The organism is Halostagnicola larsenii XH-48, from assembly GCF_000517625.1.
GTDB lineage: Archaea > Halobacteriota > Halobacteria > Halobacteriales > Natrialbaceae > Halostagnicola > Halostagnicola larsenii.
Genome location: NZ_CP007055.1, coordinates 343,417 through 367,237, shown reverse-complemented (window position 1 = coordinate 367,237; position 23,821 = coordinate 343,417). Strand labels below are relative to the sequence as shown.

General features: G+C 62.1%; 26 protein-coding genes. 13 read left to right on the top strand and 13 right to left on the bottom strand.

The features are described from left to right. The 3 genes from HALLA_RS01815 to HALLA_RS01805 all read right to left on the bottom strand — a co-directional run bounded on the left by HALLA_RS01815 (position 1) and on the right by HALLA_RS01805 (position 1,027). A complete protein-coding gene (locus HALLA_RS01815) occupies positions 1–396 on the bottom strand; it encodes a hypothetical protein (RefSeq protein ID WP_049951783.1) in 396 nt (131 codons plus the stop codon). Beyond that, positions 396–656 (bottom strand): hypothetical protein, encoded by a 261-nt coding sequence (locus HALLA_RS01810; RefSeq protein ID WP_049951782.1) that lies wholly within the window; start codon positions 654–656, stop codon positions 396–398. Before HALLA_RS01810 ends, HALLA_RS01815 begins: the two co-directional genes overlap by 1 nt. Positions 657–748: 92 nt before the next feature. Continuing rightward, positions 749–1,027 carry a ubiquitin-like small modifier protein 1 gene (locus HALLA_RS01805; protein WP_049951781.1) on the bottom strand — a complete coding sequence of 93 codons (279 nt, stop codon included), beginning with the start codon at positions 1,025–1,027 and terminating at the stop codon, positions 749–751. Positions 1,028–1,200: 173 nt separating this feature from the next. Between HALLA_RS01805 and HALLA_RS01800 the strand changes: the two genes are divergently transcribed. Continuing rightward, positions 1,201–1,380 carry a hypothetical protein gene (locus HALLA_RS01800; protein ID WP_049951780.1) on the top strand — a complete coding sequence of 60 codons (180 nt, stop codon included), beginning with the start codon at positions 1,201–1,203 and terminating at the stop codon, positions 1,378–1,380. A 73-nt stretch (positions 1,381–1,453) separates the two neighbouring features. Here the strand turns inward: HALLA_RS01800 and HALLA_RS01795 are convergent, their stop codons facing one another. After that, a complete protein-coding gene (locus tag HALLA_RS01795) occupies positions 1,454–1,804 on the bottom strand; it encodes a hypothetical protein (protein ID WP_049951779.1) in 351 nt (116 codons plus the stop codon). 143 nt (positions 1,805–1,947) lie between these two features. Here HALLA_RS01795 and HALLA_RS01790 point away from each other — a divergent pair, with 143 nt between their 5' ends. Together HALLA_RS01790 and HALLA_RS01785 are read left to right on the top strand one after the other, a co-directional pair. Then, positions 1,948–3,015, top strand: coding sequence for a glucose 1-dehydrogenase (locus HALLA_RS01790; RefSeq protein WP_049951778.1), 1,068 nt, complete (start codon positions 1,948–1,950; stop codon positions 3,013–3,015). A 199-nt stretch (positions 3,016–3,214) separates the two neighbouring features. After that, positions 3,215–4,453 carry a mandelate racemase/muconate lactonizing enzyme family protein gene (locus tag HALLA_RS01785; RefSeq protein ID WP_049951777.1) on the top strand — a complete coding sequence of 413 codons (1,239 nt, stop codon included), beginning with the start codon at positions 3,215–3,217 and terminating at the stop codon, positions 4,451–4,453. 113 nt (positions 4,454–4,566) lie between these two features. Here HALLA_RS01785 and HALLA_RS01780 read toward each other — a convergent pair whose 3' ends face one another. The 3 genes from HALLA_RS01780 to HALLA_RS01770 are packed head-to-tail and all read right to left on the bottom strand — an operon-like array spanning position 4,567 to position 7,800. Next, positions 4,567–5,535, bottom strand: coding sequence for a sugar ABC transporter permease (locus HALLA_RS01780; protein ID WP_049951776.1), 969 nt, complete (start codon positions 5,533–5,535; stop codon positions 4,567–4,569). Then, positions 5,532–6,566 carry a carbohydrate ABC transporter permease gene (locus tag HALLA_RS01775; protein ID WP_049951775.1) on the bottom strand — a complete coding sequence of 345 codons (1,035 nt, stop codon included), beginning with the start codon at positions 6,564–6,566 and terminating at the stop codon, positions 5,532–5,534. The genes HALLA_RS01780 and HALLA_RS01775 overlap by 4 nt, the downstream gene beginning before the upstream one ends. Positions 6,567–6,588: 22 nt before the next feature. Beyond that, entirely contained in the window at positions 6,589–7,800 is a 1,212-nt protein-coding gene (locus tag HALLA_RS01770; RefSeq protein WP_174887882.1) for an extracellular solute-binding protein, read from the bottom strand. Positions 7,801–8,116: 316 nt separating this feature from the next. Here HALLA_RS01770 and HALLA_RS01765 point away from each other — a divergent pair, with 316 nt between their 5' ends. After that, positions 8,117–9,253, top strand: a complete 1,137-nt coding sequence (locus HALLA_RS01765; protein ID WP_049951773.1) for an ABC transporter ATP-binding protein — start codon at positions 8,117–8,119, stop codon at positions 9,251–9,253. 140 nt (positions 9,254–9,393) lie between these two features. Here HALLA_RS01765 and HALLA_RS01760 read toward each other — a convergent pair whose 3' ends face one another. Continuing rightward, the gene (locus tag HALLA_RS01760; RefSeq protein WP_049951772.1) at positions 9,394–11,514 is read right to left on the bottom strand and encodes a hypothetical protein; all 2,121 of its coding nucleotides are present in this window, start codon (positions 11,512–11,514) and stop codon (positions 9,394–9,396) included. Positions 11,515–11,744: 230 nt separating this feature from the next. Between HALLA_RS01760 and HALLA_RS01755 the strand changes: the two genes are divergently transcribed. Next, complete coding sequence (locus HALLA_RS01755; protein WP_049951771.1) at positions 11,745–12,806, top strand: TrmB family transcriptional regulator; 1,062 nt, start codon at positions 11,745–11,747, stop codon at positions 12,804–12,806. Between the two features lie 36 nt (positions 12,807–12,842). Here the strand turns inward: HALLA_RS01755 and HALLA_RS01750 are convergent, their stop codons facing one another. Continuing rightward, the gene (locus HALLA_RS01750) at positions 12,843–13,571 is read right to left on the bottom strand and encodes a DUF547 domain-containing protein (RefSeq protein ID WP_049951770.1); all 729 of its coding nucleotides are present in this window, start codon (positions 13,569–13,571) and stop codon (positions 12,843–12,845) included. 211 nt (positions 13,572–13,782) lie between these two features. Here HALLA_RS01750 and HALLA_RS01745 point away from each other — a divergent pair, with 211 nt between their 5' ends. The 3 genes from HALLA_RS01745 to HALLA_RS01735 all read left to right on the top strand — a co-directional run bounded on the left by HALLA_RS01745 (position 13,783) and on the right by HALLA_RS01735 (position 16,511). Further along, positions 13,783–14,826: an AI-2E family transporter gene (locus tag HALLA_RS01745; protein WP_049951769.1), complete on the top strand. Its 1,044-nt coding sequence runs from the start codon at positions 13,783–13,785 to the stop codon at positions 14,824–14,826. Between the two features lie 71 nt (positions 14,827–14,897). Further along, entirely contained in the window at positions 14,898–16,151 is a 1,254-nt protein-coding gene (locus HALLA_RS01740) for a tRNA (N(6)-L-threonylcarbamoyladenosine(37)-C(2))-methylthiotransferase (protein ID WP_049951768.1), read from the top strand. 123 nt (positions 16,152–16,274) lie between these two features. Further along, complete coding sequence (locus HALLA_RS01735; protein ID WP_049951767.1) at positions 16,275–16,511, top strand: glutathione S-transferase N-terminal domain-containing protein; 237 nt, start codon at positions 16,275–16,277, stop codon at positions 16,509–16,511. Positions 16,512–16,556: 45 nt separating this feature from the next. Here the strand turns inward: HALLA_RS01735 and HALLA_RS01730 are convergent, their stop codons facing one another. Next, positions 16,557–17,096, bottom strand: coding sequence for an HIT family protein (locus HALLA_RS01730; protein WP_049951766.1), 540 nt, complete (start codon positions 17,094–17,096; stop codon positions 16,557–16,559). Positions 17,097–17,375: 279 nt separating this feature from the next. On the opposite strand from HALLA_RS01730, the gene HALLA_RS01725 reads away from it, so the two are divergent. Continuing rightward, entirely contained in the window at positions 17,376–17,576 is a 201-nt protein-coding gene (locus tag HALLA_RS01725) for a DUF7835 family putative zinc beta-ribbon protein (protein WP_049951765.1), read from the top strand. 137 nt (positions 17,577–17,713) lie between these two features. Here the strand turns inward: HALLA_RS01725 and map are convergent, their stop codons facing one another. Beyond that, positions 17,714–18,610, bottom strand: a complete 897-nt coding sequence (map, locus tag HALLA_RS01720; protein WP_049951764.1) for a type II methionyl aminopeptidase — start codon at positions 18,608–18,610, stop codon at positions 17,714–17,716. A gap of 360 nt (positions 18,611–18,970) precedes the next feature. Here map and icd point away from each other — a divergent pair, with 360 nt between their 5' ends. Continuing rightward, positions 18,971–20,242, top strand: coding sequence for an isocitrate dehydrogenase (NADP(+)) (gene icd, locus HALLA_RS01715; protein WP_049951763.1), 1,272 nt, complete (start codon positions 18,971–18,973; stop codon positions 20,240–20,242). 295 nt (positions 20,243–20,537) lie between these two features. Continuing rightward, positions 20,538–20,978: a GNAT family N-acetyltransferase gene (locus HALLA_RS01710; RefSeq protein ID WP_049951762.1), complete on the top strand. Its 441-nt coding sequence runs from the start codon at positions 20,538–20,540 to the stop codon at positions 20,976–20,978. 35 nt (positions 20,979–21,013) lie between these two features. On the opposite strand, the gene HALLA_RS01705 is transcribed toward HALLA_RS01710, so the two are convergent. Together HALLA_RS01705 and HALLA_RS01700 are read right to left on the bottom strand one after the other, a co-directional pair. Further along, a complete protein-coding gene (locus tag HALLA_RS01705; protein ID WP_049951761.1) occupies positions 21,014–22,372 on the bottom strand; it encodes an NRAMP family divalent metal transporter in 1,359 nt (452 codons plus the stop codon). Between the two features lie 132 nt (positions 22,373–22,504). Continuing rightward, complete coding sequence (locus HALLA_RS01700; protein ID WP_049951760.1) at positions 22,505–22,843, bottom strand: cupin domain-containing protein; 339 nt, start codon at positions 22,841–22,843, stop codon at positions 22,505–22,507. 170 nt (positions 22,844–23,013) lie between these two features. Between HALLA_RS01700 and HALLA_RS01695 the strand changes: the two genes are divergently transcribed. Together HALLA_RS01695 and HALLA_RS20890 are read left to right on the top strand one after the other, a co-directional pair. Beyond that, on the top strand, positions 23,014–23,538 hold the full coding sequence (locus HALLA_RS01695) for a DUF5817 domain-containing protein (RefSeq protein WP_049951759.1): 525 nt from the start codon (positions 23,014–23,016) through the stop codon (positions 23,536–23,538). 60 nt (positions 23,539–23,598) lie between these two features. Next, positions 23,599–23,742, top strand: coding sequence for a hypothetical protein (locus HALLA_RS20890; RefSeq protein ID WP_169732100.1), 144 nt, complete (start codon positions 23,599–23,601; stop codon positions 23,740–23,742). Positions 23,743–23,821 lie beyond the last annotated feature (79 nt).

Below are 23,821 nucleotides of genomic sequence, written 5' to 3'. Positions count from 1 at the left end.
TCAATCGCCGGATCCGTTGGATTCCGCGCCAGATTCCACAGCCGTGGTCGCCACGATCAGCGGATCGCGTATCTCGAGTGCCGCCTCGAACTCTTCGACCCGGTCCTCGCGCCGACCGATTCGCTGGAGTTGTTCTTCGTGGGCGCGTTCGACTGCTGCGGCCTCGCGATGGTTCCAGTCGAATCGGTCGCCGATTTCGTCCCAGAATCCACGCTCGACCAGAAACGCACAGCGAGTATCGTCTTCGAAAACTACCTCGTACTCCCGTCGATACCGCTCGAGAGTAGCCTCGAGTTCCTGCTGTGCGCGCGCGACGAGAATCGGAAGCCGGGTGGGGGAAACGCTGGCTTTCGCGGCGGCGAGGACCAGCATCTGACCCTCGATCGGTCCAGCCATTAGCCGCCCGCCCGCATCGCTTTCTGTGCGAACTCTTCGACGAGCGTCTCGAGGTGTCCCTCCTCGCCCTCGAAGACGACCGTCACCTCGGTGAGCGTCAACGATGGACCGACCTCGACCGTCTCCGAGGCGAGCGACGCCGACCACCGGTCACCCTCGATCGTCCTGTCGTCGACCCGTTCGCCACCGAGATTGGTCAGGTAGCGAGCCGCGAGCCGTTCGGAGATTCCGCGAAACGATCGCTCGATACGCCGAGTCATACCCAGTCTTCGGCCAGGACCCGAATAAAGCCACGTTCGACGGCGAAACTGCGCGCCGAGAGGCCCGCGATACGGGCGAGAACGAAGAGCGATCACCCGCCAGCGACGGGTGGAAACACGGACAGGCGATCCCCGTCCTCGAGGATCGTATCCGTCCCCGCCATGTGAGCGACGTCGCGGCCGTTTTTCAACACGCTGAGCTGTGGCCGAATCGAGCCGTCTTCGAGGAGTTTTCCCTCGAGTCCGTCGTATTCGGCCTCGAGTTCGCTGAGCGCGTCGCCGACTGACAACCCGTCGGCGACTGTCCGTCGCACCTCCTTTTGCCCGACAGCCTCTCGAAACGTCGCGAAGAATCGCAACTCGAGTTCCATACGGGGATATTACCTGCAGTGACCATAAGTTCGGCCGATACCGAACCCGACTCTCGACGAAGTAGCGTCTCCTCTGGCCGCACCCCAGCGCAGTATCAGACCCCTCATAAAGTTGGGGGGGTAGACCACCGACAACAACTTATTGACGAGTGGATTATCCTCTCCCATCAGGTATGTGCGAGCGTTCCGCAAATTGCTCGAAAGACGATGCGTGTCAGCTCGTAATTCGGAACAACGACACGGGTATCGAAACCGTCGAGTACTACTGCAAAGCGCATCTCGTCCTTCGCATTTGCGAAGTCGAAGACGACGACGGACTCACTGTTGTCGACGCGACGAAACTGTGGAATTGAGCTGTCTAGCGCTCCCGGAACGCCTCTGTTTCTCCTCGCCATCTAGCGGTACCGCCGCTCGAATCTCGACTTCTCAGGACCCCTCCGCTGTCGCCGGGGACGGGTACGAGATGGACTCGAGACTCGAGCGCTCGAGGACGTTCTCGATGATCGCTGCGCCGCGCGCGTTCGCGTCCGCGGCCGAGTCCGCATCGACGTCGACGACCGCGCGGAACGAAACGGCGACCGTGTACGGATCGAACGGCGCTGCTGGATGCTCATAAACCGCCGTTTCGAGCCCGTCTGCAATGTGGATATCCTCCGTTTCAGTTAGTGACTCGAGCGTCTCGGCGAGTTCGGTCGCGGCTTCGTCGCGGGCGGTCGTGTCGGTCCCTTCGTGAAGGGTGACGAGCGTTCGGACCTCGCGCGAGACGGTGTAGGTCATACGATAGCTACCCGGTCGGGGGCATTGAACGCTTGGACTGTGGAGTCGCGCCCCGGAATGGTAGCGATCGAGAGCGTTGGCCGGAAGCAGTATTTACTCAGTATCAGGTAAATTTATTGCTGATCGTCGTCTGTGTACCATCAATGAAAGCGATCGCAGTCGAACCCGGTGCCGGCGACCCCGTCGTGGTGGAGAAGCCGGTTCCCGAGCCAGCGGCCGGTCACGCGCTCGTGCGGACGCTTCGCGTGGGCGTCGACGGCACCGACCACGAGGTGATCCGCGGCGCACACGGCGAACTCCCCGACGGAAGCGATCGGCTCGTTCTCGGCCACGAGGCGGTCGGCGTCGTCGAGGACCCGAACGGAACCGATCTCGAGGCGGGCGACATCGTCGCACCGACGGTTCGCAGACCGCCAAACGGGACCAACGAGTACTTCGAACGCGGCGAGCCGGACATGGCACCCGAGGGAGCCTACCTCGAGCGCGGCATCGTCGGCGCACACGGATTCATGGCGGAGTACTTCACCAGCCCTGCCGAGACGCTCGTCCCGGTCCCGGCCGAACTCGCGGAGCTCGGCTTTCTGGTCGAGCCGATCAGCATCACCGAAAAGGCCCTCGAGCACGCCCAGGCGGCCCGCTCGACGGTCCACTGGGAGCCAGAATCCGCCATCGTTCTCGGAAACGGCTCGCTCGGGCTCGTGACCCTCGCGATGTTCGAGGAAGTGCTCGAACTCGAGCGCACGTACTGTCTCGGCAAGCGCGATCGACCCGATCCCTCGATCGACCTGATCGACGACCTCGGGGCCACCTACATCGACTCTCGAGAGACGCCGGTCTCCGAAATCCCCGAGGCGTACGAGTCGATGGACCTCGTTTACGAGGCGACGGGCTACGCGAAACACCCCTTCGAAACCGTCGAGGCGCTCGCACCCAACGGCGTCGGCGCGCTGGTCGGCGTTCCCGACGACTGGTCGTTCGAAATCGACGGCGGCCGACTCCACCGGGAGCTCGTCCTCCACAACAAGGCGCTCGTGGGCACCGTCAACTCCCACCGCGGCCACTTCGAGGCCGCAGTCGATACGCTCTCGTCGATTCCCGAGTGGGTCACCGACGACCTCGTGACCGGAGTTTACGGTCTCGAGGAGTTCGAGCGCGCCTTCGAACGGAACGACTCGGTGATCAAGACGGCCGTCGAGTTCGACACGCGCTGAAATCAGCCGGGCCGAACTTGCGCCAACTGTCGGTACTCGAGCGAACTCGAAATAGTTGTTCTACTGATTCGAATGCCCTCCTCGCCGGCAGAACAGTTATTTTCCAGGTTGCCGATACGATAATCTGGACGACGGATCCGACAGCAGCTGCGTTCACAGGATAGAAAAACATTACTATGATACGAGTAACTCATTAGTCATGGGAGTCGATTACTCACAGCTACACGATCCGAACGCCGAGTATACGATGCGGGACCTATCCGCTGAGACGATGAACGTCACGCGCGAGCGCGGGGACGGACGGGACGTCGAAATCACGGACATCCAGACGACCATGGTCGACGGCAACTTCCCGTGGACGCTGGTCCGGATCTACACCGACGCCGGCGTCGTCGGCACCGGCGAAGCCTACTGGGGCGCGGGCGCACCGGAACTCATCCAGCGAATGAAACCCTTCCTCGAGGGCGAGAACCCGCTCGACATCGACCGGCTGACCGAACACCTCGTCCAGAAGATGTCCGGAGAGGGCTCGATCGGCGGCGTCACCGTCACCGCCATCTCGGGAATCGAAGTCGCGCTGCACGATCTGGCGGGCAAGATCCTCGAGGTCCCTGCCTATCAGTTGCTGGGTGGAAAGTATCGTGACGAGGTCCGAGTCTACTGCGACTGTCACACCGAAGACGAAGCCGATCCGATCGCCTGCGCGGACGAGGCCGAACGCGTCGTCGAGGAACTGGGCTACGACGCGCTCAAGTTCGACCTCGACGTGCCGAGCGGCCACGAGAAGGATCGCGCGAACCGCCACCTTCGCGGCCCCGAGATCGACCACAAGGTCTCGATCGTCGAAGCCATCACCGAACGCGTCGGCAGCCGCGCCGACGTGGCCTTCGACTGCCACTGGACGTTCTCCGCCGACAGCGCGAAACGGCTCGCGCGCGAACTCGAGTCCTACGACATCTGGTGGCTCGAGGATCCCGTCCCGCCGGAGAACCACGATGTCCAGCAGGAGGTCACCCAGTCGACGACGACGCCGATCACGGTCGGCGAGAACGTCTACCGCAAACACGGCCAGCGCCGACTCATCGAGGAGCAGGCCGTCGACATCATCGCCCCCGACATGCCGAAGGTCGGCGGCATGCGCGAGACCCGAAAGATCGCGGACCTGGCCGACATGTACTACATTCCGGTCGCGATGCACAACGTCGCCTCACCCATCGCCACGATGGCCTCGGCTCACGTCGGCGCGGCGATTCCAAACTCGCTGGCCGTCGAGTACCACAGCTACGAACTCGGCTGGTGGGGGGACTTAGTCGAAGAAGACGTCATCGAGGACGGCTCGATCGAGATCCCCGAGAAGCCGGGCCTCGGCCTGACTCTCGATATGGACGAAGTCGAGGACCGCATGGTCGAAGGAGACGAACTCTTCGACGAGGCCTGAGCGGCGGCCGCTCGTTGAAGTCAAAGTAGAGTCTGTCACCGCCGTCGATTTTTCGATCTCGCTACCGCCGATCACCGGCATCTCTCGAGGCGTGCGAAAGAAAACGAGACGGATTAGCCGCTCATGCCGCCGAACGAGAGGCCGTCCTCGACGTAGCTCTGGGCGAGGAAGTAGATGGCCGCGACGGGCAGAGCGAACAAGATTGCAAACGCCGAGAACTCCGTCCACGGCGTTTCGTAGCCGCCGCCCGCGATGAGCGAGTAGAGTTCGACCGAGAGCGTGTAGTTGTGCGACTGGAGCAGCGTCTGTGCGATGACGAACTCGTTCCAGCCCGCGAGGAACGTAAAGACGAGCACGACCGCGATGCCGGGTTTCGACAGCGGCAGGATGATCTCACGGATGACCTGCCACTGGCTCGCGCCGTCGACGATCGCGGCCTCCTCGTAGGAGACCGGGATGTTGTCCATGAACGTCTTGAGCAACCAGGTGTTGAACGGAATCGCGCCCGCGGCGTAGAACACGCCGAGGACGAGGAGGTTGTTGTCCAGCCCGAGGTTGACGAACAGCGCGTACAGCGCGATCAGCGTCGCGATCGACAACCCGGCACCGACCTGCGTGAACAGGACGTATCCGTAGAGAATTCCCCGACGACCGAGGAACTCGCGACGCGAGAGCGCGTACGCTCCGGGAATTATCACCGACATCGAGACGAGCACCGTGATCGAGACCACGATGAGGCTGTTGACGGCCGCGTAGGTGAAACTCGACTCGAAGAGCACCCAGCGGTAGGCCTCGAGGTTGTACGACCTCGGGTCCGCGAAAATCCCCTGCGAGCTCATCAGGCCCGACCCCTGCGAGAGCGACGCGGCGAGGACCCAGTAAACCGGGAACAGCAGGACCAGAAGCAACGCGGCCGCACCCGCGGTACCGACGCCCGTCTTCGCAACGTCACGGACGGTTCGGCGGCCGGTTCTGACCTGCTTGACCGTTACTCGAGCGGAGTCTGCGGCCCGCCGGGGCCAGGTTAGTTTTCGAGCTATCCACCGACCGATCGACGTGGTGTAGCGAGTGAAACGACTCATGCAGAATCGATACCCTCCGCGAGGTTCCCTTTCTTGACGGCGAGCCACATGAACATGCCAATGAACGCGATTGCGGTGACCATGATCGCCGAGGCGAACGCGTACTCGTGAAGTTCGATCGCCTCGCGATAGCCGTAGAGGATCAGCAGTTCGTTCTGTCGCGACGGTCCGCCGCCATTGAAGATAAACGGAATCAGGAACTGCTGGAACGAGGTCGCAGCGGTCAGGATCGACGCGAACAGCACCGGGCGTTTGATCGCCGGCAACGTCACGTTGAAGAACCGATGTACGTATCCGGCCCCGTCGACCTTCGCCGCGTCGTGTAGATCCATCGGTACGTCTTGCAGTGCGCTGACGATGATGATCACCATGAACGGATACGCCAGCCAGACCTCGGTGATGGTGTAGGCGGCGAACGCGCTCCAGCGGCCACTGAGCCACTGGATCGGGAGGTCGGCGAGCAGCAGTTCGGGGGCCGAAACCGTCACGAAAAACAGGAGGCTATCGAGCACGCCGACGAACCCCGAGACGATCGAATTGTACGTTCCAGCGAACTGGTTTAGCGGCCCGTACCGCGCGCCGCTGAACATTCCCTCCCAAACGGTGATCACGAAAATCGCCGGGAACCCCATCGGGACGATCACGAGCGCTCGCATGTATCGTTTTCCGAGCACTCGAGCGTGCGTCAGGATCATCGCGATGCCGGTCGCCAGCACGACTTTGATCGCGAGGCTCACGGCCAGAAACAGCCACGTGACCCCGAACGACTGCCAGAACTGCGGATCGGTAAAGAGCTGGGCGTAGTTCTCGAGGCCGATGATCGACGCCTCGCCGCCGAGGACCGTCCCGGCGTGGGTCGCGTCGGTAAACGAGAGGTAGATCAGAAACGCGATCGGAAACAGCATGAACGAGAGAAACAACACCGCGCCGGGTGCGACCAACAGGAGTCCGGCGAGTCCGACGGAGTCGACGTCGAACGGCAACCGTTCGCGTCCGTGACCGACAACGCGGTTTCGAAGTGACGAAGACATGGCTGTACTAGTTCACCTCGCGTTACTCCCAGCGATCGCGGATATTCTGCGCAGTCGATTCCATCGCTTGTGCCGCGCTTTCGTTGCCGTTGAAGACCCGCTCGAGACCCGACTCGAGCGGATCCCAAATCTGGTCGACCTTCGGATGCGTCGGCAGCGGCGTTCCCATCTCGACCGTTTCCGCGAAAGTCAGGACGTCCTCGCCCAGATCGGCGTTGTCGCTATCGGTGTAATCCTGGTGAACGGGAATCAGGCCCTGAATCTCGGCGTTGTCGATGATCGCCTGCTCGTTGGTCGTGTACCACTCGGCCCACTCGATGGTTGTCTCGAGTGCCGACTCGTCGGCTGATTCCAGTTGGGACGTAAAGTACCAGACCTGAACGCCGGTAAACGGCGTCGGATCGCCGCCGTCGACGTCGGGAAGGGGTGCAACCTGTGCGTCGACGCCGGCCTCGCGGAACCCTTCGAGTTCCCAGGGCCCGTTGATCGCGAACGGGGCGTTACCCTCGGAGAAGACCGGGATCTGGCTGTCGTATCCGGGGTCGCCGGGCACGTACGGCCAGATCGACTCCTCGAGGAGTTCGACGCCCTCGATGAACGCATCGTCTTCGATGCGGAGTTCCTCGGATTCCGTGTCGAAGAGCGAACCGCCGAACGCCTGCAGCCACGCGCTCAGGAAGTACGGATCGACCGACGGCATCGAGAGACCGTACCGATTGTTTTCCGGGTCGTGATACTCCTCCATAATCTCGACCATCTCCGAGAGCGTTTCGGGCGGTTCGTCGACGTACTCCGGATTGTACATCAGCGAAACCGTCTCGATCGCGTACGGGAGCCCGTACACCGCGCCCTCCCACTGGACCGCCTCGAGTGCGTTCTCGGTGTAGGTTTCTTCGAGGTCGATCTCGAGGTCGTCGGATGCGTCGTAGACGAACTCCTGTTCGTGATACCGGCCGATCCAGTCGTGCGCCCAGTTGAACGTCTCCGGCCCCTGATCGGCCGGAAGCGCCGTCTCGAGTTCCTTTTCCATCTCGGCGGGCGCTTCCGCGTTGAGTGTGTCGTCGCGTCCGTCGTTGAACTCCTCGAGGGAGCGTTTGAACGCGCTCTCTTGTGCCTCGGTGAAATCGTGCCAGGCGGTCGTCCCCTGTTGTTGTCCGGTGATCCGATCCAAACAACCGGCGGCGCCTACTGCTGCCAGCCCGCCGATCCCCCTGAGCATCTGTCTGCGTTCCATTGACATGGTGGAATCAGTGATGTATTATATCTTCATATATTTAGTATTTAGGATCGGGATCGGTTAGCTGGCCACGACATCAAATAAACTTCGGTCAGAAGCGCTCTACCTCCGTTATCCGTGTGTGTCGAAGAATAATGTTGGATAGTGGAAGCCGATCGAGTATCGGTCGTTGATCTCACGATACGTTACTTCGTATGCGTAAAGCGCCCGAATAATGGCGTTTGCAAGCCAACCACCATATGTTGTAATATTACTTCCCATATTCCAATTTTTGGGAAAGGGTTTTACGTCCCCTCGACGAACCAGTGGGCAAATGGCACAGGTCAGGATCGAATCACTTCGAAAGGAGTACGATGTCGGAACGGTCGTCGCCGTCGACGACCTGAACCTCGAGATCGAAGACGGCGAGTTCGTCACCGTCGTAGGACCGTCGGGCTGTGGGAAAACGACGACGCTCCGGATGTTAGCGGGGCTCGAAGAACCCACGTCGGGGACGATCGCTATCGGGGGCGAGGACGTCACGGACGTCCACGCGAAAAACCGCGACGTCGCGATGGTGTTCCAGAACTACGCGCTTTACCCGCACAAGACGGTCTTCGAAAACATGGCGTTCGGTCTTCGGATGAGTACCGACATGAGCGCCGAAGAACGAGAACAGCAGGTGGTCGAGACCGCGGAAATGATGGACATCGAGGGACTTCTCGAGGACAAACCCGATCAGCTCTCGGGCGGGCAGAAACAGCGCGTCGCGCTCGGGCGGGCGATCGTTCGCGAACCCGACGTGTTCCTCTTCGACGAACCGCTGTCGAACCTCGACGCCAAACTCCGAACGACGATGCGCGCGGAGATCCAGCGCCTCCAGAACGAACTCGGTATTACGGCCGTCTACGTCACCCACGATCAACACGAGGCGATGACGATGGGCGATCGAATCGTCATCCTCGACGGCGGGGAGCTACAGCAGGTCGGAAAACCGACGCACGTTTACGAAAATCCGGTCAACGAGTTCGTCGGCGGCTTCATCGGTTCGCCGTCGATGAACTTCCTCGAGGTCGATGTGGACGAGCGCGGAGATACTGTCCACCTGACCGGACTCGAGGAGGAGTTCGACTTCGAACTCTCCGGAACCTACGTGGATCGACACGCCGGCGCGCTCGAAGCGGATCGGTACACGTTGGGGATCAGACCGGAGAGCGTCGATTTCACCGAGGACACGCGGAACTCGATCACCGCGGGCGTCTCGGTCGTCGAACCGGTCGGCTCGGACAACTACCTCCATCTCGACCTCGCGGGGGAGTTCATCGCCCGCGTCAGTCCGGAGATCGAACCGCAGCCCGGTGACGACGTGACCCTCACGTTCGACGAGTCCGACATCCACCTTTTCGACCCCAAGACCGGTCGGGACGTTCTCGGCCCGACCAAGGAGCCGCCGACGATGGCGACCTCCTGAGCTGTCGAACCCTACCGCTCGAGGACCAACAACACGGACCGCTCGAGAACTACCATCACCGGCCGCTCGAGGAATATCGTCGTCAATCCTTCAGTTCGTCTCGGAGAAGCCTCACCACTCCACCAAGTACGGAGGTTTCGCTACTCCTCCACTGTGGACGCCTCACCACTTCTCGAGGAGGCCGATCGCTCGGAATCCGCAAACGCCGTTGCGGTCGCGAGTCGCAAGGCGTGGGGCCAGCCAAGCGGCGTCGCACTGTCGGCCGTCCCGTCGTCGAACACCTGTTCGGGGAGGTAGCCGCCAGCGCGCCGAAGCGAGCCGTCGGGGCCGACGGCCGCGAGAAGGTCCGCCGCTCGTTCGCGGAAGTACGCGGCCGCGGCGGAGTCGTGAGCCGAGAGCAGCGACTCGAGTTCGACCGCCGCGTGAGCGCCCCACGCGGTCGTCACGGTCCAGATTTTCGGCTCGTCCTGATCGCGAACCCGCCACGGATCGCCCTCGAATCGAGCCAGCCCCGCGACCGGTCCGTCCGGTTCGCGCGAGAGTCCCTCCATCGTCGTTTCGTGGTGGGAAGCCAGTCGATCGAGTCTGTCGCCGTCGACGCCGCCACACTCGAGACGGTCGTATTCGGCGTGCGCAGAGGCGAGCGCGAACGTACTGGCGTCCAGTCGGTCGTCGAGCGCGTCGCCGTCGAGACGAAGGGCGTAGATCCCCCGTTCGGGAACCCACAGCGTCTCGAGCGCGTCGTAAACGGCTCGAGCGCGTTCGGCCGCGTCCTCCCGGACGCGCTCCTCGATGGGGGCGCGCGCCATCGCCGCGTAGGCCTCGAGAAACGTCGCCGCGGTGTGGGTAAAGCGCCCGGTCATGTTCTCCCAGGCGTTCTGGACGCGGGTGGGAAGTCCGTCGTCCTCGAGCGAAGCGTCGAGGCCGTCTTTCGCGGCGAGAAGCGAGTCCCGGACGTGATCAGCCGACGAATCGACGACCCGGAGGTAGGTCGCGAGGTAGGTCGCGACGCTCGCGGTCTGGTCGGCCTGGTAGTCCGCCGATCCCGACCCGCGCTCGAGTCGGCCGTTCGCCCAACCGGGGGCGAGGCGACCGCTGTGGGGCCAGACCCGGTGGGGCCAGGTGCCGTCCGACCGCTGCGTTTCGGTGTAGAACCGGGCGCTCGCCTCGTGCCAGTCCTCGAGGCCGAGTTCGGCCCGGCGGTCGGCGGCGAGCAGGAACCGGGAGATTTCGGCGTCGTCCCGGAACCACGTGTAACCGTAGCCGCCGGAGTACCGGTAGTACGGGTCGAACTCGGGGCCCGCGATCCGAGAGCCGCCCGGAGCGCGTAACAACTGAAGGGCCCGGAGATCCTCGAACGCGCCCTCAATGCCGTCCGTTGATCGGAGGGAGCGTTCCGGACCGAGACGCCGGGCCTGCGTTCGACCCGCCTCGAGCAGGGACTCGCGGGTCGCGTGATCGGCCGCGCCGGATCGAACGCGCTCGATCGCCTCGGGACGATCGCTCTCGTCGGCGTCGGTGAGCAGCGTCGCGATCGTCGCCTGCGGCGTCGATCCCTCGAGTTCGACCGACGCCAGGACGATCGGACTGAGTCGGCCGTCCTCGTAGCGGCCGTCGTCGGACCCGCGGGGGAGCGTGGTCGGCTCCGAATCGAGCAGTTCGTCGAACGTCTCCGGAACCTGGCCGGTCACCTCGAGTCCTGTCGACGCGGCGAGGACGTCTCGTTCGCTGTCGTGATGGACTTCGACCGCGCCGTCGTGCCAGAGCTGTCCGACCTGTCCGGCCCGACCTTCAGGTGCAAAGCCGAGACAGGCCTGTATCGTGGGGTTCGCCGTGTCGGAGCCGCACCCCAGCGCCCCGTCGGACTGACTCTGCCATCCGCGATCCGATTCACCCGTTTCAGTTTCGAGAACGAAGTGAGTGAGATGGAGTCGACCGAGCGTCAGATCGTACTGTACAATCGTCCGGCCGCCGACGCGGTGGACGGTTTCGACCACGGCGGTTTCCTCGACGTAGCGTTGCTCGCCGCCGTCGAACCAGCGGACGGTGCCGTCGACGTCGATACCGAACCGGGATCGGTCGAGACCGACCAGTCCCGAAAGCGGATAGGAGTAATCGCTGATCGCCCCGTCCGGCGAGACGTGGACGAGGCGTTCGTCGAGCCCGGAAAACAGCCCCTCCGTCGACCGACGCTCGCCGGCGAACAGGCGATCGCTGCCCCGAACGCGCTTGAAGTCGTTCAGGGCGGTATGTACTGTCATCGTATCTCACCAGTACACCCCGCGTGGATTAAAGTTTGTTGTAAAATGTATTCCTACTTTTATCGTTGGCGTACGGATCCGATTTATCGCGGGTGGACGGATCCGATATCCGTCCACTCAGGCCGATTGGTGCGCGTGGTGTACCCCGATATCGATCGTCCCGCTCGAGTTCGGGGGAGACAGCGAATCTTTTTCAGGTATCGATACGATCTGTGACGTACTGTCTATACATGGATCAAGACGGGCTCACCGACCTACTCGAGCGATTCGGACTCTCCGAAAAGGAGATCGACACGTACCTCGCGATTCTCGAGCACGGGGATTCGAAGGCGAGTACGATCTCGGACGCCGCCGACGTCTCCAAACGGTACGTCTACAGCATCAGCGAAGCGCTCGAGGAACGGGGGTTCGTCGAGGTCGACGACCACGCGGTGCCGACGGTAATCAGGCCCGTTCCGCCCGAAGAAGTCGTCGATCGACTGACCGAGAGCGTCGAGGCGATCGAGCCGGGAATCCGCTCGCGCTACACCGCAACCGAGCGAACCGGCGAACAGTTCGAGGTGATCAAATCCAGACAAACGGTGCTAAAGCGGATCGAGACGCTGCTTTCGAACGCCGAAACGGAGGTCACCCTCTCGCTGCCGACCGAAATACTGCCCCAGATCAGATCGACGCTCGAGGAGACGGTCGATCGAGGTGTTCTCGTCTTGCTCTTGCTCGGTGCGACCGACCGGAACGAGCCGGATCTCGCGACGGTTTCCGGGACGGCGAGTACGGTCCGGACCTGGGACGCGCTGGTCCCGACGATGATGACGGCGGACCAGCGCCACGGCCTGCTCGCGCCCAGTCAGTTGCTGACGAGCACGACGAGCGACACGAAGGCGATCGCGCTGAGCCAGGAACAGCTCGTCCCGGTCTTCGTCGGATCGTTTCTGGCGAACTACTGGCCGACCGCCGACGAACGCTACGTGACGACGCCGGCGACGCTCCCACAGACCTACGACGGCTTTCGAAACGCGGTGTTTCAGGTCGCACTCCACGAGGCCGCAAACACCACGCTCGAGGCCACGGTCACGGGATCGCCCGTCGGCGATCGGGCGCTTCCCACGGAACTCTCGGGAACCGTCGTCTCCGTCCAGCAGAGTCTCGTCCGTCCCGTCACCTCGACGATTCCCGTCGAGAACTCCTTCGATATCGACGTCGACGGCGAGCGGTACAGGATCGGCGGCAGCGGCGCGTTTCTCGAGGATTTCGAGGCCGAGTCGGTCACCCTCGAGTATCCCGAGGAGTGATCGGTGCGGCTGTCGTTTCCGGTCTGCCCCAGTACCCTATTCCTGATCGTCGCCGGGTTCGATATCGACCGACCAGTCCTCGCCGTAAACGCTCTCGTACTCGAGTCGCGGCGTTCGCTCCGGAAGCGAGTCGTACTCCCGCAGGAACTCGAGGACCCCGGCTCCCCCGCCGAAGTCGCCACGGTACCAGAGAAAGACGAACGGAACCCGAACGATGTTCGAGCCCGCGTCGTAGACGACGGTTTCCTCGAGATACCATTCGGTCGTCAGGTCGAGTTCTTCGTCGACCTCCGACGCCGAAAATACGGTCGAGGGCGGTCCGGTTTCGGCGACTCGGCTCAACGCGAAGTGGATACGCGGGTCGACCGACTCGAGGCGGAACTCGCGCTCGAACTGGGAGGGAAACGGTCGCGGGAGGTATCCCAGCCCCCACGGGTGTTTCGAGCCGCGCAACAGGCCGTGTTCGATGTCCGCGAGGCTCAGCCGGACGCCCGCGATCGGAATACGGTCGCGGGCGTAGAACTTCCAGCGCTCGAGCGAACCGCCCTCGAAAACCGACGGGTCGGCTTCACACCGCAGACGGAGGAACGCGTTGTAGCAATTGAGCCAGAACGCGAGTCGACGGGCTCGCCCGCGGAGCGATCGGCGGAGTTGCGATCGGTCGAACGCGGCGAGGCGGCGTTCGAACGCCTCCGAGTTGCCGTCCGTTTTGACCGCGTACAGCAGATCGGCCGACAACGAGAGCGGATCGAGGTGTGTCGACATTCGAATACAACTTGGCGCACCAGTTTCTTGAAAGACTGTGACAGGTCAGGACGACTATCGCGCCTACAGACAGGTTCGGCCCCCTCGAAACACACGGTCTGCAGGCCGTAGCCAAGGCGGTGTCTGATAGCCGTGCCCGAAACAGCGTCGAATCTCGTCTTCGATTCGACGACGAGGCCAGTTTTATCCGAACGTTCGTTGAGACTCCACTGTGAACCGTCGTAAGGGATACCTCCTCGCCCTGTTGCTCGCCTTCGGCTACCTGTCCTTGCTGTTACTCTTGCCGTTTGCACAGTACGTCCTCGTTTCAATACTGATCGCGTACATCCTCTCTCCCCTCCAGCGCCGCCTCGAGACCGTGACGTCCTCGACGATCGCCGCGTTCTCGCTGGTCATCCTCGCGGTCGTAGCCTTCATCGTCCCGTTTCTCTTCGTCGTCGTCGCCATCGCAGACGACGCAGCCAGAATCGCACAGAACGCCGATCCCGAACAGCTACAGGTAGCGGAAATCGAGGCGGTGCTCGAATCCGAGTTCGGCCTCAGCGTCGACCTCGCGTCGACGGCCGCAGATTCCGGCCAACAGCTCGGGACGATGGTACTCGAGCAGTCGACTGCGTGGGTCAGTACGATCACCCACGCCCTGATCGGACTCGGTCTCGCGGTGTTTCTCATCTACTACCTCCTCAAGGACGGCCATCGGCTCTACGGCTGGGTTCGCGAAATGACGCCGCTTCCGGACGACGTCCAGGACGACCTCTACACGGAACTGGATCAGGTCATGCGCGCTGTCCTCCTCGGACACGTATTTATCGCGATGGTACAGGGGTTCATCGCCGGAATCGGACTGTTCGTCACCGGCATCCCGAACGCCGCGTTCTGGACGGTCGTAATGATCGTCCTGGCGCTCATTCCGCTGGTCGGGGCCTTCCTCGTGTGGGGACCCGCAGCGGTCTACCTCGTCATCACCGGCGATCCGCTGTTGGCCGTCGGACTGTTCGTCTACAGCGCGACCATCGTCGCCGTTTCGGACGATTATCTCCGACCGATCGTCGTCGACCGCTATGCGGACATCAATCCGGCCGTTATTATCGTCGGCGTTCTCGGCGGTGCCTACGCCTTCGGAATCATGGGGCTGTTCTTCGGACCTGTCGTTCTGGGAGCGTTTATCGCCGTCGTCCGCGTTATCGACGAAAACTACGAACGCCTCGAGGGGGCGAACGAAACCCAAATGGAAGCTGATGTCACGGAGGAGTAACCGAAACGGCCGAACGAAACGCCGAATCCGTCGCGCTTTTGGCCGACGAGCGCAGACCTATTCGTACGCGAATGGCCCGATACCACATCGAGACGTACGGCTGTACGTCGAACCGCGGAGAGAGCCGCGAAATCGAGCGGCGGCTCCGCGACGCGGGCCACCACCAGGTCGAAGGCCCCGAACAGGCCGACGTCGCTATCCTCAACACCTGCACGGTCGTCGAGAAAACCGAGCGCAACATGCTCCGTCGGGCGGAAGAACTGGCCGACGAAACCGCCGATCTGTTCATTACGGGCTGTATGGCCCTCGCGCAGGGCGAGGAGTTCGCCGGCGCGGGAATCGACGGCCAGGTGTTACACTGGGACGAGGTTCCCGACGCGGTCACGAACGGCGAGTGTCCGACGACGACGCCGGATGCCGAACCCATCCTCGAGGGCGTGATCGGCATTTTGCCGATCGCTCGCGGCTGTATGTCCGACTGTTCGTACTGCATCACCAAGCAGGCGACCGGGAAAATCGACTCCCCGCCGATCGAGGAAAACGTCGAGAAAGCCCGCGCGCTCGTCCACGCCGGTGCGAAAGAAATCCGCATCACCGGCCAGGACACGGGCGTCTACGGCTGGGACACGGGCGAGCGGACGCTTCACGAACTGCTCGAGCGGATCTGTGCCATCGACGGCGACTTTCGCGTCCGCGTGGGCATGGCGAATCCGAAGGGCGTCCACGGCATCCGCGAGGAACTCGCTGACGTCTTTGCTGAGAACGACAAACTCTACAACTTCCTGCACGCCCCGGTGCAATCGGGTTCGAACGACGTGCTCGGCGACATGCGCCGCCAGCATCAGGTCGGGGAGTACGTGGAGGTCGTCGAAACGTTCGATTCGACACTCGAGTACTGGACGCTCTCGACCGACTTCATCGTCGGCTTCCCGACCGAGACGGAGCGCGACCACGAGCAGTCGATGGCCCTGCTTCGGGAAACCCGCCCCGAAAAGCTCAACGTCACCCGCTTTTCGAAACGACCGGGAACGGACGCAGCCGAGATGAAAGGTCTCGGCGGCACCGTAAAGAAAGAACGCTCGAAAGCGATGAGCGACCTCAAACTCGAAATCGTCGGCGAAGCCTACGAGGAGATGGTCGGCGAGGTTCGAGAGGACGTCCTCGTCGTCGAGGACGGAACCGCCGACTCCGTGAAGTGTCGGGACGGCGCGTACCGCCAGATCATCGTCCAGAACGCCGGCGATCACGGCATCGAAATCGGCGATTTCATCGATCTCGAGATCACAGGGCAAAATACGGTGTATGCGTTCGGAGAACCCCTCTAACCCGACATTCTCAGAATGTGAGACGGAGAGTTGCGGCAATTTTTCCGGTTGCATGTAGCGAAACCGTGGAGTGATGGGACCCCGCGACACCACGTTTTTGCGGGTTCGAGACGAAGAGCGCGTATGATCACGCTCTACCAACTCGAGGGCTGTCCGTACTGTGAGGCCGTCGACGAGAAGCTCACCTCGCTGAACCTCGAGTACGAAACCGTCTGGGTGGATGGGCTGCATTCGAAACGCGACGAGGTCAAACGCCGCTCCGGCCAGCGGCAGGTCCCGCTGCTCGTCGACGACGAGTACGGCGTTACGATGGCCGAATCGGAAAACATCCGCTCGTATCTCGAGCGCACGTACGCCTAAGGCTATCGTGGGACCGTAGGACTCACGCGCAGAGTGGGCCGTAACTCACTCGAAAACGACGGCCCGCCCGTCTCCGGGCACTGTTGCCCCCTCCTGTTCGGCGAACGCCTCGTGCAGGAGGTCGTAGGTTTCGTCCAGGGCTTGCACGATGACGGAGGTATCCCCGATCACCGGCATGAAGTTGGTGTCTCCCTGCCAGCGGGGAACGATATGGGTGTGGAGGTGATCGCCGATCGAGCCGCCGGCACCCTCTCCGAGGTTCAACCCGGCGTTGAAGCCGTCGGGCTCGAGCGCCGTCTCGACGGCCTCGAAGGTCCGCTGTTTGAGCCGTGCGTGATCGAGCAACTGTTCGTCGGTGAGATCGGCGTATTCGCCCGTGTGAACCCGCGGAATTACCATGACGTGGCCCGGACTGTACGGATAATTGTTCAACAGGACGAATGCGTGTTCGCTACGGGCAACGAGGAGGTTGTCCCGATCCGTCTCCTGGTCGGGAAACGCACAGAACACACAGCCCTCGATATCCGAGTTTTTCTCCTGGCGTTTGATCCACTCGATTCGCCACGGTGCGAACACCTGATCCATACATGCGTCCACTCGAGCATCCCCTAAAGCATTTCATACCGGCGGATGCGAACGTGTTTCGTGGTATTCCTAAACACGCGATAGCGTGTCTTAGACGCCGTAATACAATCTTAACCGACTGTCACGTTCGGCTTAATAAGTCATTAAATCCGGTTCTAAACAGTCTCGAGCGTTCTCAGTGAGTCGTTTCCTCCACCCCCGTCACGTCTTGCGATTTTTCCGACTCAACACCCGTAATGGAGCACGGCTTTATGATACCCCTAAGCTAAAGAAGTTTCAATGGCAACAACAGACAACTCATTCAATGGGATGACTGAACGCTGTGACGAATGCGAACTCGACACGCTTCACGAAGTGAACGTGCAGATTCGAACCGAGAGTCTCAAACAGGAAAACGCGCAATTCTCCCGCGAACCGTATCGCGTGGCCGAGTGCCAGCGCTGTGGGACCCGAACGAGCCAGCGGATGAACAACGCCTGACAGGCGTTACGAACGACCGTACCGCACTGTGAAACAGTTGCACTCGAACAGTCGAGAACAATGGGATCGGCTGATGAGTGTTTTTTCGGACGAATAACAGGGAGAATTGCAATGCCGTTTCGATCGGCGAGCCAGCGCTACTGTGTCGTCACTTCACACCCGTCTTCGGTGACGATGATCGTGTGCTCTTTCTGACTCACCAGGAACCCGTCGTCCTCCTTGAGAACGGGATAGCCGTGAACGATGTTGTTACGTTTGAGTCGACGCAGTGCGACCTCCGGCCGATCAGTCTCGAGCCAACGCGTCGCGAACGGGAGGGTTCGAAAGTCACCGGTGATCTGCTCGAGCGCTTCTCGAGCCTGCCGGTTCCGGACCGATCCCTCGCGTTCGAGCGAGAAGATTTCCTCGCTCGAGCCCTCCGTCACTTTCCCGCCGCCGTCGGTCGCGAACGGCTCGATGGCGACGACATCACCGGTCTCGAGTGTCGTCCCCTGTGAGACGGCCCGGTTCGGGATGTTCGGACTGGTGTGTTGTTCCCAGTGTCCCAATCCGTGTCCGGTGAGGTTGACGACGGGATTGAAGCCGTAGCCGTCGATCACGTCCTCGATTTCGGCGCCGATGTCACCGGTGTCTACGCCCGGTTCGATCACGTCGAGTGCGGCCTCGAGCGCCTGTTCGGACGCCTCGGCGAGCTCCGGGTTGCCCGACAGATCGACGGTAATCGCGGTATCTGCCAGCCAGCCGTCGACGTGGACGCCGATATCGAGGTTGACCATCTCCTCGCCGAAGGTCGACTCGTCGTCGATGCTCGGCGTCGCGTGCGCGGCTTCCTCGTCGATCGAAATGTTCACCGGGAACGCCGGTTTTCCGCCCAGTTCCCGGATCCTGTCTTCGGCGTATTCAGCGATCTCGAGGTGACTTACACCGACCTCGACGCGGTCTGCTGTCTCCTCGCGTACCTGCGCGAGGATGTCGCCGGCTTCGCGGTGCTTTTCGTACATCTCCGCCTCGAGGTCGACTTCCGTTTCGCTCATGCACTCGGGTTGTATCGGTCAGCAAAAAGAGGTTCCGCCTGGCGAATCCGTATACCTGGAGTAGATCCGCACTCGAGACGGCGAGAAGATTCCGTAAACCGTATCTCCAAGTGGCGACGCCAACGGAGGAGAACCAGACGGTATTAGTGACCCGTCCATTCGCAGTCAGGACAGGCGGAAAGGCCCTGAACGTTTGATAGCGTCGCTTGACAGAGCGGACATCGCTTTGCCGTATGCTGTGGTGGGCGAAGCATACTCGAGTTGTGTTCATCGACGATAATAAATATGTACTACGACGATCGTCGATTTGGCGGGTAAATGAGAGACCTTTTACCCCCTTCGAAGAACCGTTTAGACGAAATGAGCTACGACAAGATCGAGGTCCCCGAACAGGGGGAGAAGATCACGCTGAAGGACGGTTCTGCGGACGAACTCGAGGTTCCAGACGACCCGATCATCCCCATCATCCATGGTGACGGTGTGGGCAGTGACGTCGGTCCCGCCGCACAGAAGGTGCTCGAGGCCGCCGCAGAGGCAACCGGTCGCGAGATCAACTGGATGCGCGTCTACGCCGGCGAGTCCGCCCGCGAGATGTACGACGAGAATCTCCCGGACGAGACCGTCGAGGCCATCAAGGAACACCGCGTCGCGATCAAAGGTCCGCTTACGACGCCCGTCGGTGCTGGCTTTCGCTCGCTGAACGTCGCGCTGCGCCAGACGCTCGATCTGTACGCCAACGTCCGTCCGACCTACTACCTCGACGGCGTCCCGTCGCCGATGAAGGCTCCCGAGAAGATGGACATGGTCACCTTCCGGGAGAACACAGAGGACGTCTACGCCGGCATCGAGTGGAAAGCCGGCACCGACGAGTCCGAACAGGTTCGGGATTTCGTCGAAGAGGAAATGGACTTCGACGGCATCATGCACGAGGGCGACATCGGTCTCGGTCTGAAGCCGATCTCCGAGAAGGGGAGCAAGCGCCTCGTCCGCGAGGCCATCGACTACGCCATCGAGAACGACCGCGACAAGGTCACGCTCGTCCACAAAGGAAACATCATGAAGTTCACCGAGGGACAGTTCGGCGACTGGGGCATGGAGGTCGCCGAGGAGGAGTACCCCGACGAAGAGGTCTTCGCCGCACCCGACTCGCTGTGGGAGACCCAGGACGAGGTCGACATCCCGGAAGACGCCGTCATGGTCGAGGAACGCCTCGCCGACGCAATGTTGCAGTGGATGCAGCTGCGCACCGATGAGTTCGACATCCTCGCGATGCCGAACCTCAACGGTGACTACCTCTCCGACGCCGCCGGCGCCCAGATCGGCGGTCTCGGCATCGCGCCCGGCGGAAACTTCGGTACGGGGCGCATGCTCGCGGAACCGGTCCACGGCTCCGCGCCCAAGCGCGCCGGCCAGGACATGGCGAACCCGACCGCGATGATCCTCTCCGGCCGTCTCATGTTCGACTACCTCGGTTGGGACGACGCTTCGGACCTGATCCGCGACGCCGTCGAGGAGACCATTTCCTCGGGCAAAGTCACCTACGACTTAGAGCGCCAGCTCGAGGACGCCGAGAAGCTCGCCACGAGCGAATACACAGAAGAAGTCGTCAACAACATCGAAAAGCTGGCGTAAGCCAGCTTTTCGGGCAGTCAGGCCGCGAAGCGGTCTGACGTTCTCGAGAAACTCGCGTAAGCGAGTCTTCCGAACAGTCGGGTTGGGAACCAGTCCAACGCTTTCGGAAGTTGGCGCAAGCGGTTTGTGCCCGATCTGCAATCGACGATACCGAATCTGCTGTTTTTCTTTTGCGCTATCAAGTGAGCGCCTGCGTTCGGACCGTCCCGCTATGGCGAAATTGTACCGGCGCGCAGAAATCACACGTCGCGTCGAAACCACAATGTTCTCGGACTCGAGGCCGTAGGGACGGTCGATGACAGCGGTCCGCATCGCCGACGGCGACCGACTCGAGGACGCCTTCAGCGTCCGCCAAACAGTATTCGTCGAGGAACAGGGCGTCGACGAGGACATCGAGTACGACGAGTACGAGGACGAGGCCGTTCACTTCGTCGCCTACGAGGACGACACCCACAGCGAGAAACCGATCGGTGCCGCTCGACTTCGAGAGCCCGAAGGTGGCGTCGGGAAAGTCGAACGCGTCGCGGTGCTCGAGTCACACCGCGAAAGCGGCGTCGGCCGAGCACTGATGGACGCCTTGGAAGCGAAAGCCGCGTCGGCGGGCCTCGAAACGCTGAAATTACACGCACAAACTCGAGCAGCCGGCTTCTACCGCGGGCTCGGATACGAGCGCTATGGCGAGGCGTTCGAAGAAGCGGGAATCCCCCACGTCGCGATGAAAAAGTCCTTCGAGTGAGGACTGGAGGTTCAGACAGTGGCCCTCGCCGACGATTACCCCAGAACGTTGTCACGCAGATATCGCACACAGATCCCGAGAACCGCGATCGACATCGCGACGGCGAACGCGACGACGAACGCCGAGGCCGGCTCCGTCACCGTCGCGAGTTCGTCGCGAACGAACTCTCCGGCGAGCACGATCGCGACCATAAGCAGGGCGATCCCGCCGACGTTCTCGAGGGGCGAGTTCGTCTCGGGAACCGTATCGGGGTCGTTCAACAGGTAAAGGATCACGACGAGTGCGAACGGCGTCCCGACGAGGCCGAACGCGAGGACCAGAACGAGCAACTGGAAGAACGCGCCGCCGAGGAACGCGCCGATCGCGGAGGCGAGCGCGACGACGACGACCATCGCGCGGAATCGCGGGTCCGTAACCGACTGCTCCCAGCCGAACTTGTCGGCGAGGAGGTACGGCGGAACGATCGTGTTCCCGCCGAGCGTCGAAATCGCGGCACCCCACAGACCGAGCAGGAACAGCCAGACGGCGTGTTCGCCCGCGACGGGGCCGAGCGCCTCCGCGGCCTGAATTTCGGTGATCGTCGACGGATCCAGACCGGATTCGGGCAACACGCTCGCGGCGACGAGAAAGATCGCGAGGCTGAAGACCCCGAACGCGACGAGCATCGAGGTGAGGATGTCAAAGCGCGCGATCGATTCGTCCGCTCGAGTCCAACCGCGGGCTTTCATCGTGTAACTCTGCATCGTCAGGAGCGTGATGTGGACCGCGCCGCCGAGGATCCCCGCCGCGACGAGTGCGCCGTCGACGCCCGCCGGAATCTCGGGTTGGAGTCCGGCGACAGCATTCGCCGGATCGATCGGCACGACGAACGCCGCAACGACGAACGCGAGGACGACGAGCGAAACGATGACTTTCGCACCGAGTTCCGCAAACCGGTAGCCGCCCCCGGCCAGCGTGAGGGCGAGAAAGAGCGCCCAGGCGACGCCCCACAGCCGCGGATCCGAAAGGGCCGCGAACCCGGCACTCCCGGCCATCGTCGCGCTGACGTCGGCGAGCGTCTTCATGATGACCAGTTGTGCGAGCCCCGCGGCGAGCACCGCGTCGGCGAGGAGCACCCACGCCCAGAACTCGCCGAGGTGGTCCTCGACAACGGCGATGATTCCCCGTTCAGTGAGCAAGCCGAGTCGCATCGCGAGGTACTGTCCGATCGTCCCCAGGACGGCGGAGACGATCACGACCCACAGGAGCGCGTAGCCGAAACTCGCGCCCGCGGTGAGGAGACTCGCCATCGTCGCCGGTCCCGCGGCGATCGCACCCGCGAGCCACGTCGGCCCTAATCGGCTGATGAACGTCTCGGTACGACCCGCATGCACCACTTCCGACTCCGTTGCCATCGACCCACCTTGAAGAAGGGGAGATATAACTCCGTGGTATTTATCTGTGGTTCGGTCGGTGGCTCGAGAATTGAACAGGCAAACTGAATCGGTCAAGAGGAGAACGGTTGCATACCAGCCCAGACCCAAGCGCTACTCCTGCCAGCTCGGGTTCTCCCGCGGCGGGCTGAAGATGTCGACGCCGCGAACGGGTTCGTCACCACGGTTCGTCGCAGCGTGTGGCTGTTCGCCCGGAATCGCGTAGGAATCGCCGGGACCGCAGACGACCTCCTCGCCCTCGAGGACGAACGTGAGTTCGCCCTCGTAGATGAAACCGGTCTGTTCGTGCGGATGGCTGTGTTTCTCGATGGTCGCACCGGCGTCGATTTCGAAGTGCTGTACGTTCATCGATTCGGAGCCGGCCAGCAGGGCGAGGGACACGCCGTCGGCGGCTTCCGTTCCTTCGACAGCCGAAAGTGAAACGCGTTCCATACCCGTGGCTCCAACGCGGGACGCCTTTACTGATGCCATTGGAATACCGTCCGAACTCGTATCACTGCCCGAATCGCGATAGTAGCGCTCAGTTCGGACAATCGTTGGCACGCGTTCACTTTCACTCCGGTTGCCGAACGTTAAACTACGACCGGAACCCAGATCCGGGCATGTACGCCGTCGTCGGCTGTAGCGAGTGCTCGCATCTCTGGTTGCTCGAGGGGCGCTCGGAGACGACCCAGTGTCCCCGCTGTGGGTCGCGCCGGGCCTACGAGAAACGAAAGAAGTTCGTCGAAACCGAGGATGCGGATCACGCACGCGACGTTCGCGCGTCGATGCTCGCGAATCGTCAGGGCCAAGGCGAAGCCTTTGCCGAACTCGAGTCCTACGCGGCCCTCGAGACCAGAGTCGATGGCGGCGTTATCGATGAAACGGCGTATCTCGAGTCCTCCGGACTCAATGTTGAAGAAATCGATTCCGCCGGCAAGCGCGATCCTCGCGGACCGAACCGGCGCGGGAGCAAGAAAGACGTCGTCAACCGGGCGCTCGAGGAACTCGATGAGCCGACCGAAGCCGAAATCATCAGGTACGCCGGGAATCGCGGAGTGTCCGCAGAGTACGTCCAGAAAGCGCTTCGAAAGCTCTCACGACAGGGCGAGATCAGCGAACATCGAGGACAGTATCGAACGCTCTGAGAGTCCTATCCGTGAAAACGACACCCTCAATTTAAGCGACAGGCTGGTGAACGACTGCATATGGCTTTGGACGAATTGCTCGCGGGGGATGCGCTTACCGGCCGGCAGGCAGCGATCATCTTCTTTACGTTCCTGAGTCTCATCATCATCGCCGGCATCCTCCTGATTCTGTTCGGCGATATCTTTCAGGAGCTGTTTACCTGATCGGCACGTACCGAACCGTTCGTGACCGACTCGGTCGACCCACCGAACCGCCACGGCTATTTTCACGCGCTCGAAACGA

Excerpts from the sequence above, each read along its gene's own strand:
- HALLA_RS01695 (WP_049951759.1), top strand. The coding sequence starts at position 23,014 with ATGTACGCCGTCGTCGGCTGTAGCGAGTGCTCGCATCTCTGGTTGCTC.
- icd (WP_049951763.1), top strand. The coding sequence starts at position 18,971 with ATGAGCTACGACAAGATCGAGGTCCCCGAACAGGGGGAGAAGATCACG.
- HALLA_RS01755 (WP_049951771.1), top strand. The coding sequence starts at position 11,745 with ATGGATCAAGACGGGCTCACCGACCTACTCGAGCGATTCGGACTCTCC.
- HALLA_RS01770 (WP_174887882.1), bottom strand. The coding sequence starts at position 7,800 with ATGGAACGCAGACAGATGCTCAGGGGGATCGGCGGGCTGGCAGCAGTA.
- HALLA_RS01765 (WP_049951773.1), top strand. The coding sequence starts at position 8,117 with ATGGCACAGGTCAGGATCGAATCACTTCGAAAGGAGTACGATGTCGGA.
- HALLA_RS01700 (WP_049951760.1), bottom strand. The coding sequence starts at position 22,843 with ATGGAACGCGTTTCACTTTCGGCTGTCGAAGGAACGGAAGCCGCCGAC.
- HALLA_RS01725 (WP_049951765.1), top strand. The coding sequence starts at position 17,376 with ATGGCAACAACAGACAACTCATTCAATGGGATGACTGAACGCTGTGAC.
- HALLA_RS01795 (WP_049951779.1), bottom strand. The coding sequence starts at position 1,804 with ATGACCTACACCGTCTCGCGCGAGGTCCGAACGCTCGTCACCCTTCAC.
- HALLA_RS01800 (WP_049951780.1), top strand. The coding sequence starts at position 1,201 with ATGTGCGAGCGTTCCGCAAATTGCTCGAAAGACGATGCGTGTCAGCTC.
- HALLA_RS01735 (WP_049951767.1), top strand. The coding sequence starts at position 16,275 with ATGATCACGCTCTACCAACTCGAGGGCTGTCCGTACTGTGAGGCCGTC.
- map (WP_049951764.1), bottom strand. The coding sequence starts at position 18,610 with ATGAGCGAAACGGAAGTCGACCTCGAGGCGGAGATGTACGAAAAGCAC.
- HALLA_RS01760 (WP_049951772.1), bottom strand. The coding sequence starts at position 11,514 with ATGACAGTACATACCGCCCTGAACGACTTCAAGCGCGTTCGGGGCAGC.
- HALLA_RS01730 (WP_049951766.1), bottom strand. The coding sequence starts at position 17,096 with ATGGATCAGGTGTTCGCACCGTGGCGAATCGAGTGGATCAAACGCCAG.
- HALLA_RS01710 (WP_049951762.1), top strand. The coding sequence starts at position 20,538 with ATGACAGCGGTCCGCATCGCCGACGGCGACCGACTCGAGGACGCCTTC.
- HALLA_RS01790 (WP_049951778.1), top strand. The coding sequence starts at position 1,948 with ATGAAAGCGATCGCAGTCGAACCCGGTGCCGGCGACCCCGTCGTGGTG.
- HALLA_RS01750 (WP_049951770.1), bottom strand. The coding sequence starts at position 13,571 with ATGTCGACACACCTCGATCCGCTCTCGTTGTCGGCCGATCTGCTGTAC.
- HALLA_RS01815 (WP_049951783.1), bottom strand. The coding sequence starts at position 396 with ATGGCTGGACCGATCGAGGGTCAGATGCTGGTCCTCGCCGCCGCGAAA.
- HALLA_RS01780 (WP_049951776.1), bottom strand. The coding sequence starts at position 5,535 with ATGAGTCGTTTCACTCGCTACACCACGTCGATCGGTCGGTGGATAGCT.
- HALLA_RS01785 (WP_049951777.1), top strand. The coding sequence starts at position 3,215 with ATGGGAGTCGATTACTCACAGCTACACGATCCGAACGCCGAGTATACG.
- HALLA_RS20890 (WP_169732100.1), top strand. The coding sequence starts at position 23,599 with ATGGCTTTGGACGAATTGCTCGCGGGGGATGCGCTTACCGGCCGGCAG.
- HALLA_RS01810 (WP_049951782.1), bottom strand. The coding sequence starts at position 656 with ATGACTCGGCGTATCGAGCGATCGTTTCGCGGAATCTCCGAACGGCTC.
- HALLA_RS01705 (WP_049951761.1), bottom strand. The coding sequence starts at position 22,372 with ATGGCAACGGAGTCGGAAGTGGTGCATGCGGGTCGTACCGAGACGTTC.
- HALLA_RS01740 (WP_049951768.1), top strand. The coding sequence starts at position 14,898 with ATGGCCCGATACCACATCGAGACGTACGGCTGTACGTCGAACCGCGGA.
- HALLA_RS01775 (WP_049951775.1), bottom strand. The coding sequence starts at position 6,566 with ATGTCTTCGTCACTTCGAAACCGCGTTGTCGGTCACGGACGCGAACGG.
- HALLA_RS01805 (WP_049951781.1), bottom strand. The coding sequence starts at position 1,027 with ATGGAACTCGAGTTGCGATTCTTCGCGACGTTTCGAGAGGCTGTCGGG.